Genomic DNA, 13052 nt, shown 5'->3' on the forward strand with positions numbered 1-13052 from the left:
GTTTGAATTAGCTTCAGTACGAATTTACATAAAAAAGGATAAAAATATATTTTAATTTCAGAACAAAAGTTCTTGTTTTCGCGATGGATTTTCGTGTTCTAATAACCATTTTTTGCGCCACAATCCACCAGCGTAACCCGTTAGTGAACCATCAGTTCCGATGACTCTGTGACAAGGAACCACAATCCATAACGGATTTTTACCATTGGCTGAAGCCACAGCGCGAATAGCTTTGACATCACCTAGTTTTTTGGATAAATCCATATAACTACAGGTTTTTCCAAATGGAATTTCAAGTAGAGTCTGCCACACTTTTTGCTGAAATTCGGTTCCTTTTGGATTCAGTTTAAAGTCGAAAGTGGTTCTTTTTCCATCAAAATAACCCTGAAGTTGTGTAACTCCTTCTTGTAAAACGACAGGAATTTCAGGACTAATTTCTCCTTCATCAGCAATTGAAATTATTGAAATTCCGTTTTCATCACCTGTGATTTGGGCGATTCCTAAAGGTGTTTTGATGTAAGCTGTGGCTTGTTCGTTAGTTTTCATTTTTACTGTTTTGTTCCATTAAAAATTTGATGGCTGCTTTTGAAATTTCGGTCTGATTTCCTTTTGGCGTAGCCAATAAAATATCGGTAGAAAGATTTACTTTTTTGAGTTCTAAAAATTCCAATTCGGGATAGTTATGACTTTTCATAATGGCGGTTGGAACTATCGAAATTCCCAATCCATTTTTAACCAATTGAATGATAGACGAAATATTATTGGATTCATGCACCACTTTTGGGTTAAAACCATATTGGGCACAAATTTGCAATAAGGCATCGTAAAAATACGGAGCATATTCTTTATTAAAAAACACAAAGGTGGCTTCTTTTAATATTTCCAGTTCGTCTTCCGAGGCAATAGCATATTTATTTCGATTAAATACCAGCGAAAAACTGTCTTTAAACCACAATTGGGAATCAATTTTTGGTGAATGTAAAGGTGCACGAATGATTCCAAAATCGATCTTTCCTTCTTCTAAAGCGGCAATTTGTTTGACTGTTGGCACTTCATAAAGGCGAAAATTGACAAAAGGATATTGAGCTGACAAAAATTGTATCAACTTAGAAATATCTCCCGAAAAAGTTGAACTCACATAGGCAATTCGGAATTCGCCACTTTGATTTTCGCTTATTTTTTTAGTCTGAATATTGATGCGTTCTAAATTCTTGAGCAGTTCCTGGATTTCTTTTTGATAAAATTTCCCTGCATCGGTAAGGATTACGCGCTTGTTATTTCTTTCGAAAAGTGTCGCACCCAGTTCGGTTTCCAATTCTTTTATCTGCCGGCTCAAAGGCGGTTGAGAAATAAATAGCTTATCGGCAGCGCGAACAAAGCTCAGTTCTTCGGCTAATTTGAGGAAATATTTTAAATGTCGTAATTCCATAAATACTTTTTAGGTATTAATAATTGACAAAATAAGCATTTTTACGGTATATATAAAAATTTTAGGTTTGTAAAATAAAAACCAATAATCATGGAAAAATCAACAGTAACAGAAATCAGGGAACGTTTTGACAATGAGGTCGAACGTTTCTCGAATTTAGAGACAGGACAGGTAGCTACGATGGATGCAAAAATTGCATTAGAATTGATTACATGTACCGCAAGAGCTGTAAAATCGGAAGCAAAAACCATTTTAGATTTGGGTTGCGGAGCGGGAAATTATACATTGAAAATGTTGTCTAAAGTGTCTGATTTGGATTGTACGTTGGTCGATTTGAGTCAGAATATGTTGGACAAAGCTTTCGAACGAGTTTCTGAAGCTACAACTGCTAAAGTTGAAACTATTCAAGGTGATATTCGCGAGATCGAATTGCCTAAAAATCATTATGACATTATCTTGGCTGCAGCAGTTTTGCATCATTTAAGAGAAGATTCTGACTGGGAATTGGTATTCCAAAAGTTGTATGATAGTTTAACGCCAGGTGGTTGTTTCTTGATATCTGATTTATTGGTTCAAGATCATGAAGGTGTTAATGGATTGGTTTGGAAAATGTATGGGAATTATTTGAAGCAACACGGCGGAGAAGAATACCAGCAAAAAGTATTTGATTATATCGAAAAAGAAGACACGCCGAGATCGATGACTTACCAATTGGATTTAATGAAAAAAGTAGGTTTTTCGAGCACCGAAATTTTACATAAAAATGCTTGTTTTGGAGCTTTTGGAGGGATTAAATAATTAGAAATAGCCCACAGATAATACTGATATTACAGATAAAAAACGGATTTCATTTTTAGTTAAATCGGTGAAAATCTGTGTAATCCTTTAAGATCTGTGGGCTAATTTATTGTTTTAAAGAGGAATTGATATAAGCTTCTAAGCCTTGTAATTCTTTATCTGAAAATGTTTTTGTTAATGTAAGATTGGCTTGCATTAAGACAAATTGTGAAGGATCCACAATAGCGTCGCTTTCGCCTTTTAAGAAAGTGACGATATTTCCATTCTTTTCTTTGTAAATTTTGGCAATTTCTTGTGTACTTGGACCAATGGTTTTACTTTCAATTTGATGGCAAGAAATACAATTTCCTTTTCCTTCAAAAATAACTTTTCCTAGTTCTTCAGGTGTTAATTCTTTTTCTTCAGTAACCGCTGGAGTTTCATTTCCAAAAGATTCCTGACTTTCTTTTTTACAAGAAAAAGAAAGAATAGCCAGCGCTATTATTGCTAATTTTTTCATATTAGGTTTGTTTTTGATTTAAAATAATGGCAGCTTCTTTGGCAAAATAAGTTGAAATCAAACTCGCTCCGGCACGTTTGATGCACATTAATTGCTCCATCATGATTTTATCGTTGTCTAACCAACCTCTTTCGGCAGCGGCTTTAATCATCGCATATTCGCCCGAAACATGATAAACAGTTACTGGGACATTCACTGCGTTTTTAACCTCTCTCACGATGTCTAAATAAGCAATTCCGGGTTTTACCATTACCATGTCGGCACCTTCTTCTACGTCCCACAAAGCTTCTTTGATGGCTTCAATGCGGTTGGCATAATCCATTTGGTAGGTTTTCTTGTCTTTTGGAACCACTACATCCGCTTCTCTTGGTGCGCTGTCTAAGGCGTCACGAAACGGCCCGTAAAACGCCGATGCATATTTAGCCGAATAACTCATGATTCCCACATTGTGAAAGTCAGCAGCGTCTAAACCTTGACGTAATCTTAAAACTCTTCCGTCCATCATATCTGATGGTGCTACAAAATCGGCACCGGCTTCGGCATGAGAAACCGCCATTTTTACCAAGGCATCGTTAGTCGAATCGTTTTCAACATCGCCATTAGCGATGATTCCGTCGTGTCCGTAAATCGAATAAGGATCTAAGGCTACATCCGGCATTACAATCATTTCCGGACAAGCGGCTTTGATAGCACGAATAGCCTGTTGCATTAATCCATTAGGATTCCAAGCTTCTTTTCCGGTATTGTCTTTTAAATCTTCGCTAACTTTTACATAAATATTTACGGCACGAATTCCTAAAGCGAACAATTCTTTGACTTCTTCAACCGTTAAATCAATCGAACGACGAAAGATGCCCGGCATAGAAGGGATTTCTACTTTTACATTTTCGCCTTCGGCAATGAACATCGGAAACATAAAATCCGATGGACTTAAACTGGTTTCACGTACTAAAGAACGAATGGATTCGTTGGTTCTTAATCTTCTGCCTCTTTGTAATGGGAACATAATTATAGTTTTTCAAGCTCCGTAGGAGCGTAATATTTATAGCAATTTGTATAATCGTTTTGAATATGAACCCCGTAGGGGTGATATCTTTATTTTTAATTAAACATCATCAAATATATATTCATTTTTAAAATCAACATTAAACAATTTTAAAAATTCGATATATTCTTCCTTGAATGTTTTTGTCTTATGATGTTATTCCTGATTTTGAATATAATTGATAACATTAGTCAATTGTGAATGACTATAGGTGAATGCACCAAATCCAGTTTGCCATTCAAATTTACCATTTATCCAAGCTTTTTCATTAATGAATCTGGATGAATTGGCTTTTATATCTCTCACCAAATCAGATAATGCTTTATTGGGCTTTAACCCAATTAAAATATGAATATGGTCAGGCATTCCGTTTATTGCAATCAATTTTTGATCTTCATTTGTGACAATTCCTGTTATATATTTAAATAATTCATCTTTCCATTTATTGGAAATCAGATTTTGTCTTCCCTTTACAGCAAAGACAATTTGAATATATAATTGAGTATAGGTATTTGCCATTATAAATATGTCGCACCGCTGGTGCTCTTTTGAAAAATATTATTTATTGCTACAAATATTACGCTCCTATGGAGCTAAAATGAATCGGAATAATTTTCTATAAATATAACGCTTCTCCGAAGCTTTAAATCCACTCAATCGGATTTTCTAACACTTTTATTAACTTTTCTTCTTCGCTTCCTGCTTCCGGATGATGGTCGTACACCCATTGAACATGCGGTGGCAAAGACATCAAAATAGATTCAATTCTTCCATTGGTTTTTAAGCCAAACAAAGTGCCTTTATCGTGAACTAAATTGAATTCTACATAACGTCCACGACGAATTTCCTGCCAGTTTTTTTGTTCAGGAGTATAAGGTAAATCTTTTCTTTGTTCTACTATTGGAACATAAGCTTGAAGAAAACTATTCCCTACTTCGCTAACAAAGTTAAACCAATTTTCCATTGACATTTCCGGAGTTGCTTTGCAATAATCAAAGAACAATCCCCCTATTCCTCTTGCTTCATTGCGATGTGCATTCCAAAAATAAGCATCGCATTGTTTTTTATATTTCGGATAAAATTCAGGATTGTGTTTGTCACAGGCGCTTTTGCAAGTCTGATGAAAATGGATTGCATCTTCTTCAAACAAATAATAAGGCGTTAAATCCTGTCCGCCACCAAACCATTGCTGAATGACATTTCCGTTATCATCGTACATTTCGAAATAGCGCCAATTGGCATGAACCGTAGGAACCATTGGGCTTTTAGGATGAATGACCAAACTTAGTCCGCACGCAAAAAAATCGGCTTCGCCTACGTTGAACAGTTTTTGCATAGAATCGGGTAATTTTCCGTGAACGGCAGAGATATTTACTCCGCCTTTCTCGAAAACGGCTCCGTTTTCAATCACGCGAGTTCGTCCGCCACCACCTTCCGGACGTTTCCAAAGGTCTTCTTTGAATTTGGCTTGACCATCAACTGCTTCCAATCCGGCTACGATTTGGTCTTGCAAGTTTTGTATGTAGGCGTAAAATTTATTTTTCATTATAAATTGGCTTTTGCGGAAGCTATTTTATTAAAAATTCCAAACGAAAAAGTCTTGCTTTCGGATTGAATGTAATTGTAAACGGCAATGGCTTTTTCTCTAAAATCAAAGGAATTTTGTTTCGAAAAAGTAACTAAAAAATCAGCAAATTGCTCTTTTTGATTCCAGTCCAGATGCAATCTTTCCAAAAGTACAATTAAGTCATTTGGTGCTATTGCATTCAAACTTTCTATATTCAGTCCGAAATCTTTTAGAGCTTCTTCGATTTTATGAACATCAAATGCGTTTTCAGGCACAAAAACCAAAGAATGCAACGTTTTTAGCACATTGTCTATCCGTATACTTTCTTGGTCTCTTAAGTCTTTATTTAGCATTTTTTCTTTTATCTACTTTCTGTAAGCTGCTTACTAGTTCCCGTATTCTTTCACCGCATCAATAAATGCTTTGGCGTGATCCACAGGAATGTTTGGTAAAATTCCATGACCAAGGTTTACGATGTATTTGTCTTTTCCAAATTCGTCGATCATTTCGTGAACCATTTTCTTGATAGTTGGAATTGGCGAAAGCAAACGAGATGGATCAAAATTACCTTGTAAAGTAATATTCCCACCTGATAAATAACGCGCATTTCTAGCCGAACAAGTCCAGTCTACTCCGAGGGCAGAAGCTTTACTTTTCCCCATATCGTTCAAAGCAAACCAACATCCTTTTCCAAAAACAATTACCGGAGTCACTTCGGCCAAAGCATCAACGATTTGGTTAATGTATTTCCATGAGAATTCCTGATAATCTACAGGAGAAAGCATTCCTCCCCAGGAATCAAATATTTGAACCGCATTTACTCCTGATTTTACTTTTTCTTTCAAGTATAAAATCGTGGTGTCGGTGATTTTTTGTAATAAAGTATGAGCAGCTACCGGGTTAGAGAAACAGAATCCTTTAGCGGTATCAAAGCTTTTTGAACCTTTTCCTTCCACAGCATAACAGAAAATTGTCCAAGGTGAACCTGCGAAACCAATTAATGGTACTTCGTTATTCAGCATTTCCTTAGTCAATTTAATGGCGTCAAAAACATAACCTAAAGTCTCATTCACATCCGGAACGTAAACCTGATTTACTTGTTCCATTGTACGAATAGGATTTGGAATAATTGGACCTAAATTGTCTTTCAATTCCACGTGAATTCCCATTGCGCGAGGCACAACCAAAATATCCGAAAACAAAATAGCAGCATCTGGAGCAATTCTGCGAATAGGCTGAACGGTAATTTCGGCAGCTAATTCAGGAGTTTCGCAACGAGTGAAAAAATCGTATTTGTCACGCAAAGCTCTAAATTCCGGTAAATATCTTCCAGCTTGACGCATCATCCAAACCGGTGGGCGTTGTACAGTTTCTCCTTTTAGTGCTTTTAAAAATAGGTCGTTCTTTATCATAATCGTATTTGCTACAAAGGCGCTAAGGCGCAAATTTTATTTATATTCTTCTAATATTGATTCAATTACATCTTCGATGGTAGGTTGTTCTGCAACGATGATGTTTTTTGTTTTATTTTCCAATGCTGATGCGGTGGTTTCGCCAATGCAAAAGCAAATTTCGTTTTTTAATTTATTATCTGTCAAATAACTTTCAACTGCCGATGGGCTAAAAAAAAGAATCCCATCAAATTTTTCCTGAATGGATATTTTAAAAGGGGCTAATTTGGTTTGATAAACCTCAATTTCATTGAAAGTAATACCTGCATTCTTCAATGCTTTTGGTAAGGTTTCTTTGCGTAGATTTCCGCTGAAAAAAGTATAGCTTTCCTTGTTATAGATTAAAGTAATTATTTCTGCCAATTCAGATGCGTAATCCATATAAGCTTCTACTTTAAAACCGTGAAGCTCCAATAACTCTTTGGTTTTTATCCCTACACAAAAAACGCTTTTGGATTTAAGAATTTCCCAGCCATTTTGCTCTACCAGGCTTAAAACAGCATTTTGACTACTGAAAATCAAATTGGAATTGATTTTATCTAATTCGAAAACGGAGTGTTTAATTTCGATAAAATCTTGTTCTAAAAGATCAATATTAGCATTAAGAAATACTTGTCGTTGTTCCGCTGATAAGGTTTTAGTTGACAGAATACTTATTTGACTCATTATTTTTTCAAATTATTTTTAATTTCTGCCATCAATTCAGTACCGCCATTGTCTAAGATTTCCTTCGCTGAATGAAATCCTAGTTTCTTCCATTCTGAAATATCGACTACTTTGTTGATTTCGATTTTTTCTTTTCCGTCTAATGAAAATAAAACCCCATCAAAATGAATGGTATCTTCGTCTTCATTGTATTTCGCCAAAGCACCAATAGGAGCGGTGCAACCACCTTCTAAGGTTCTTAAAAATTGACGTTCGATATAAGTACAAACTTCCGTTTCAATATCATTAAGATGCGAAAGTGCATCCAGAGTATAATTGTCATTTCCCATAGCAACTACAAGCATGGCACCTTGTGCTGGTGCTGGAATCATCCAGTCCAAATCGATATAATCGCTCGGTTTTATGTTGATTCTTTCCAGTCCGGCAGCGGCAAAAACAGCTCCGTTCCAGTCGCTGTCCTGCAATTTTTGCATTCTGGTATTCACGTTTCCGCGTAAATCAACTACAGTATGATTTGGGTATTTGTTCAGCCATTGTGCCTGACGACGCAAACTTCCGGTAGCTATAGTTCCATTGGCTTCCAGAAAATCAAGACTGCCTTTGTGAACTAAAATATCAAGGGTATTGGCTCTTTTTAAAACGGCAGCCTGAACAATTCCGACAGGTAGGGCAGTAGGAACGTCTTTCATCGAATGCACTGCAATATCCACATCGCCGTTAATCATGGCGATATCTAATGTTTTTGTGAAAATTCCAGTAATTCCTAATTCGTAAAGGGGTTTGTCAAGAATGATATCGCCTTGGGATTTTACGGCTACAATCTCGGTTTTATAACCTAAATCGTTTAATTTTTTTTGAACGGTATGTGCTTGCCATAAAGCGAGTTCGCTATCTCTTGTACCTATACGTATTGTTTTTTCTGCCATTTTTATATTTTATTCCAAGAAATAGTTTTGATTTCAAAACCATTAAGGAATTAAGGTTCATTAAGTTTTTAATTATTTAACTAAGGCCTCAATTTTAAAGACTTTTTCAATCCATTCGATACTTTCATCCACCATAGTGTTTTCGTCTTTGAGGTGATTGGCAAAATGAGTAGTGATTTTTTGAATGATTCTGTTGCTGATGATTTCAGCTTGTTCTTCGTTAAAATCGGCTATTTTTTTACTTTGAAAATCCAATTCCGAATTTTTAATGTCGTTCAGTTTGGCTTTCAAAGCGTTGATAGTTGGAGCAAATTTACGTCCTTTAGTCCAGGTTCTGAATTCGTCTTTTATTTCTTCGATAATGGCTTCGGCAGCAGGAATGTGTCTCTTTCTGTTTTCTAAAGTTTCATCGGTCATTTGAGACAAATGATCCATGTGAATCAGAGTGACACCTTCTAATTGCGTCACGTTTTCATTCACATTTTTAGGAATCGATAAATCTAAAATCAATAAAGGTTTTTTTAGATTTAAAATGGCTTTGTCAATTGTTGGGTTTTGTGCTCCGGTAGCTACCACTAAAACATCGGCTTTTTGTATTTCTAATTGCAAATCAGAATAATCCTTAACTACCAAATCCAGTTTTTCGGCTAATTTCTCTGCCTTATCTTTGGTTCTGTTAATTAAAGTGATTTGCTCGTGTTTAGTATGTTTTACCAGGTTTTCGCAGGTATTTCTACCAATTTTTCCGGTTCCAAAAAGTAAGATATTTTTATTAGCAATATCTTCTACGTTTTTGATGATATATTGAACTGATGCAAATGAAACTGAGGTTGCACCAGAAGAAATTTCAGTATCTGTTTTGATTTTTTTACTTGCCTGAATCACGGAATTTACCAAACGCTCCATAAAAGTGTTTGTTAAACCATAAGATTTACTTTGAATGAAGGCATTTTTTATTTGGCTGATGATTTCAAAATCACCCAGAATTTGACTGTCTAATCCTGTTCCTACTCGAAACATGTGATTGATAGCTTCTTGATTTTTATAGATATAAGCTACTTCTTGAAATTCCTGAACGGAACCTTGGCTGTTTTCACAAAGTAATTTGATTAACTCATAAGGATGATTAGCAAAACCATAAATTTCGGTTCTGTTACAAGTTGAAGTAACAATCAATGATTCGATTCCTTCAGCTTCAGCCTGCATTAATAAAATAGATTGTGCCTTGGCATCTAAGCTAAATTTACCACGAATGGTTGCATCTGCTTTTTTATAACTTAAGCCTAAAGCGTAAAAAGTGCTGTTTCTGGACATATTAAAATTTTCCATAATTATACTTTCCTTAAAAAGTTCAACAAAATTATTATTAACTATTTTATAAAAACAACGCTGTAAGTTCTTTTTGTATCGCTTCGGGAAAATTTGATTCAAAATAGCAATTACAAGCTGAATTTTATTTAAAAATATAGTGAAATCAAGAGTTTTTTAGATTTTTATGTAGATTTATTCTAAATAACACGGTTGTTTGATTACTATAATATTTACGAAAAAATATCGCTTAGGGTTCTTGATAATTGTTATTAAAATATAATTTATTAATACTTTTTTAAAATTATATAACAACTTACTTTTGAAATTAAGTCGATTGTATTTTAAATAAAAACGCTACCCAAAAGGCAGCGTTTTTATTTTTAAATCAGAATTATTTTTGAACAATAGGAGTTCTCAATGATTCCAAAACAGCTACAATATCAGTATAAAGTTCTGTATTTGAAGCCACACCATTAGTGTTGGCAGCCGCGCCTACGTATCCAACAAATTTGGTGTAATCGGCACTAGAAGATTTTGTTCCCATACGAGGATTTTTAGCCGGATCATGAGCATCTACCATATTCAATCCTGAGTAAGTGTTTACGGCATTAGTTCCTCCTGTATTGAAAGAGAAGAAATCGGTTAGATTGTCTATTAATATTGCATATTTAGTAGTGTTTCCAGCTCCAACTTCTGCCAGCACCGGTGCAAAATGCGCTCCAAGATTTCCAGACGCATTGTTTTGCACATCGGCAACAATTAGTCCTACAGTAGAGTTTACTACTTTACGGAAATTCAAACGTCCCTGTTCGATCATTTGTCCCGGGCTTTCAGGATCGGCAACCATAGTTGTTCCACCTAAACGAGTGTAGATTGATGCTTCTACTGGTTCTGGTTTTGGATCATCATCGTCACTGCAAGAAGTAAATGCCGCCGATGCAACTAGTAATACACTTAGTGTAATTTTAGAAAAATTTCTCATAATAATTGAATTTAAGGATTAATTAAAAAATTGATTTATTGATTTAGATAATTTATAACTCACGCTATTTTGATCCACAGGACAAACTTCTTTGTTGGCCATATTAGCTGGTAGAATAAAGCGTTGGGCTTCATAAGGTCTTTTACTCATTAATTCATTGAAAACTTTCTCAGAATTGGTGATTTTATTATTGTGGAAATACACCACTACATTTCTTTTTACAATAATAGAATCGCTTGTTAGGCCTTTGATGGTTCTTAAATCGGCACAAATTTGTTTGGCTTGTAATGAATCGATATTGGATTTAAAATCAATTCGGCTTACTTGTAAGTTTGGAGTTTCATACACTGCCGGTTTTGCGGTAATAATGTGAAACAGCAAAATGGCAATAAACAAAAAGCCAATTCCTGCCAGCACGAGAACTACTTTTTTAACTGTTGTATTCATTTTCATAATTTTTAGGTTTTGAAAATTATTTACGAGTGATTCTTAGTCATGGTTTTAAAATTTATGAGAAAAAGATTAATTTAGAATTGTTTTAAATACCAGTGCTTTTAGAATTGGTTTTAAAAAGCCGATTTTTTAAAAAACTCTAAGCAAATTGAATCCAAAAAAAACATCGCCTTTTGCCCAGTCTCCAGTAGTTTGACCTAAATATCCAGCTTCATGAATGCCTTGCGAACTGGTAAAGTGCATTTGGAAAACGTGTCCGCCAGTATCTAAATCAAAACCTATAGAAAGTGGGTTTTTATAAACAGAATTGGAAGCTCTGTTTAAATGTGCGGCGTAATCAATATTTAACGACCAGCGTTTGGATAATTTATAACGACCTCCAATTCCGATGGCGTATTGTGTATTGTCTTGTTCAGCATTATCCACAAAGTTTTCGTGAAAAAGGGTTGGTGCTAATTGCAGCGATAATTTTTCAGAATATTTTCTGGAAATCAATAGTTGTTGTACATAAGTAAATCTATTGTCGAATGTCAATTTAGGATAGAGACTTTCTTTCAATGTATTGTTTATGGCTAAACTTGTAAAACCAGCAATACTTACCGGAAATCCGTCTGTTGTTTGATGAATCAAAGTGTATTTAGTAGAAAAATCATAGGCTAATTCGCTTCTGGCGCCACTAATGGTCAACCAATCGGTCAACCCGTAAACAAATTTTAGTTGAGTGTTGGCGTTGTCCAATCCAAAGAAACCTTCAAAACCATCTTTTACGGAACCAAATCGATGCGCAACAATAAAATATAAATCGCCTTTTGCGGCTAGTTTAGTCGATTCCAGATTGACAATTTTTAATCCTTTAAATGCTGCCGATACTTTTTCTTTTCTGGAAATAGTGTCGATTCCTTTTAATAAATCCTCTTGTGAGAATGATGCTAATGGAAGTAATAATAAGAGTAGAATGAGCTTTTTCATAAGTAATAATTTTGGTTTGTTAGTAAGTAGTTTTTTAGCGAATAATGGAACTTTGATCTATTTTGAATTCTTCTAATAATTCGTCATAGCCTAGAAAGCGTCCTTTTATTTTTATTTTTTTGCCCGAAACGATGTCTTTGGGCAGGCTGTCATTGAAAGTCGCAAATACTTTATTGTCAAGAATAACAGCTTTGTTTTCGGTATCAATTGTGGTAATTTTTGCTGTTAATTCAATGGTTTGGTTCTGGTATTTGGCGAAAGCCAAACTGTCATTAGTAGCAAATTCTTTTTTCAATGTGGGAATGCTAATTGTATAAGTGGCTTTTTCGCTGCTGATATCTCTATGTTCCTGATAAGTATAATTATAGATGGCAATGGCTGCCACCAGTAAGATTAGAATTCCATATCGTATTTTTTTGTTCATGATGTTGGTTTTTAATGGTGTATTACTATCTACGGAAAAAGAGAAAGATTGGTTTTGTTTGAAAAAATAATGGTGGTATGAAAACTGGATTGGGAGTTTCAACGTATATGATTTATCTGAGTGATACAATGAAATTTTTAATCTAAAATCAATCGTTATGAAACCAAAAAATCTTTTTTCGTTACTAGTTTTTGCAAGCTTTTTAGTGGCTTGTTCCAATGATAATCCGGATACTTTGATGGAGGACATGCCTAATGAGGATGCGATTACGTACCAACAAAATGTAAAATCTATTATAGATAATAATTGTATTTTCTGCCATGCCGCAACGCCTAGAAATGGCGCTCCCATGTCTTTGGTAACTTATACCCAAGTAAAAAATGCCATTCAAAGTCGCGGATTACTGAATCGAATTTCGTTGAATAATGGTAATAGTTTACTAATGCCACAAGGAGGACCAAGGTTGCCTCAGTCAACTATTGATATCGTGGCACAATGGCAGCAAGATGGATTATTAAATGAATAATTTTAA

At 35.0% G+C, this 13052-nt stretch carries 16 protein-coding genes and 1 pseudogene; 2 read left to right on the top strand and 15 right to left on the bottom strand.

The annotated features are described in order from the left end of the window. Positions 1-57: 57 nt before the first annotated feature. Complete coding sequence (locus tag BIW12_RS06730; protein ID WP_071184402.1) at positions 58-546, bottom strand: methylated-DNA--[protein]-cysteine S-methyltransferase; 489 nt, start codon at positions 544-546, stop codon at positions 58-60. Beyond that, positions 536-1429 carry a LysR family transcriptional regulator gene (locus BIW12_RS06735; RefSeq protein ID WP_071184403.1) on the bottom strand — a complete coding sequence of 298 codons (894 nt, stop codon included), beginning with the start codon at positions 1427-1429 and terminating at the stop codon, positions 536-538. Before BIW12_RS06735 ends, BIW12_RS06730 begins: the two co-directional genes overlap by 11 nt. Positions 1430-1519: 90 nt before the next feature. On the opposite strand from BIW12_RS06735, the gene BIW12_RS06740 reads away from it, so the two are divergent. Further along, positions 1520-2227 carry a class I SAM-dependent methyltransferase gene (locus tag BIW12_RS06740; RefSeq protein ID WP_071184404.1) on the top strand — a complete coding sequence of 236 codons (708 nt, stop codon included), beginning with the start codon at positions 1520-1522 and terminating at the stop codon, positions 2225-2227. A gap of 106 nt (positions 2228-2333) precedes the next feature. Here BIW12_RS06740 and BIW12_RS06745 read toward each other — a convergent pair whose 3' ends face one another. The 13 genes and pseudogenes from BIW12_RS06745 to BIW12_RS06805 form a co-directional block, all read right to left on the bottom strand. After that, a complete protein-coding gene (locus tag BIW12_RS06745; RefSeq protein WP_071184405.1) occupies positions 2334-2726 on the bottom strand; it encodes a c-type cytochrome in 393 nt (130 codons plus the stop codon). A 1-nt stretch (position 2727) separates the two neighbouring features. Further along, positions 2728-3732: a porphobilinogen synthase gene (hemB, locus tag BIW12_RS06750; protein WP_071184406.1), complete on the bottom strand. Its 1005-nt coding sequence runs from the start codon at positions 3730-3732 to the stop codon at positions 2728-2730. Between the two features lie 99 nt (positions 3733-3831). Further along, a pseudogene (gene tnpA / locus BIW12_RS06755) lies at positions 3832-4290 on the bottom strand (IS200/IS605 family transposase). A 124-nt stretch (positions 4291-4414) separates the two neighbouring features. Then, positions 4415-5317, bottom strand: a complete 903-nt coding sequence (gene hemF / locus BIW12_RS06760) for an oxygen-dependent coproporphyrinogen oxidase (RefSeq protein WP_071184407.1) — start codon at positions 5315-5317, stop codon at positions 4415-4417. Continuing rightward, positions 5317-5691, bottom strand: a complete 375-nt coding sequence (locus BIW12_RS06765; protein WP_071184408.1) for a hypothetical protein — start codon at positions 5689-5691, stop codon at positions 5317-5319. Before BIW12_RS06765 ends, hemF begins: the two co-directional genes overlap by 1 nt. Positions 5692-5724: 33 nt before the next feature. Further along, positions 5725-6750, bottom strand: coding sequence for a uroporphyrinogen decarboxylase (gene hemE / locus BIW12_RS06770; protein WP_071184409.1), 1026 nt, complete (start codon positions 6748-6750; stop codon positions 5725-5727). A 36-nt stretch (positions 6751-6786) separates the two neighbouring features. Continuing rightward, the gene (locus BIW12_RS06775; protein WP_071184410.1) at positions 6787-7455 is read right to left on the bottom strand and encodes a uroporphyrinogen-III synthase; all 669 of its coding nucleotides are present in this window, start codon (positions 7453-7455) and stop codon (positions 6787-6789) included. Continuing rightward, positions 7455-8381, bottom strand: coding sequence for a hydroxymethylbilane synthase (gene hemC, locus BIW12_RS06780; RefSeq protein WP_071184411.1), 927 nt, complete (start codon positions 8379-8381; stop codon positions 7455-7457). The genes BIW12_RS06775 and hemC overlap by 1 nt, the downstream gene beginning before the upstream one ends. A 72-nt stretch (positions 8382-8453) precedes the next feature. After that, positions 8454-9710 carry a glutamyl-tRNA reductase gene (hemA, locus tag BIW12_RS06785; protein WP_071184412.1) on the bottom strand — a complete coding sequence of 419 codons (1257 nt, stop codon included), beginning with the start codon at positions 9708-9710 and terminating at the stop codon, positions 8454-8456. 373 nt (positions 9711-10083) lie between these two features. Continuing rightward, positions 10084-10674, bottom strand: coding sequence for a globin family protein (locus BIW12_RS06790; protein ID WP_071184413.1), 591 nt, complete (start codon positions 10672-10674; stop codon positions 10084-10086). A gap of 18 nt (positions 10675-10692) precedes the next feature. Continuing rightward, a complete protein-coding gene (locus BIW12_RS06795) occupies positions 10693-11121 on the bottom strand; it encodes a hypothetical protein (protein WP_232227165.1) in 429 nt (142 codons plus the stop codon). A 135-nt stretch (positions 11122-11256) separates the two neighbouring features. Then, a complete protein-coding gene (locus BIW12_RS06800) occupies positions 11257-12096 on the bottom strand; it encodes a DUF5777 family beta-barrel protein (RefSeq protein WP_071184415.1) in 840 nt (279 codons plus the stop codon). A 34-nt stretch (positions 12097-12130) separates the two neighbouring features. Beyond that, entirely contained in the window at positions 12131-12520 is a 390-nt protein-coding gene (locus BIW12_RS06805; RefSeq protein WP_071184416.1) for a hypothetical protein, read from the bottom strand. 157 nt (positions 12521-12677) lie between these two features. Between BIW12_RS06805 and BIW12_RS06810 the strand changes: the two genes are divergently transcribed. After that, positions 12678-13046 carry a hypothetical protein gene (locus BIW12_RS06810; RefSeq protein ID WP_071184417.1) on the top strand — a complete coding sequence of 123 codons (369 nt, stop codon included), beginning with the start codon at positions 12678-12680 and terminating at the stop codon, positions 13044-13046. The last annotated feature ends 6 nt before the right edge of the window (positions 13047-13052 follow it).

Source organism: Flavobacterium commune (assembly GCF_001857965.1).
GTDB classification, from domain to species: domain Bacteria; phylum Bacteroidota; class Bacteroidia; order Flavobacteriales; family Flavobacteriaceae; genus Flavobacterium; species Flavobacterium commune.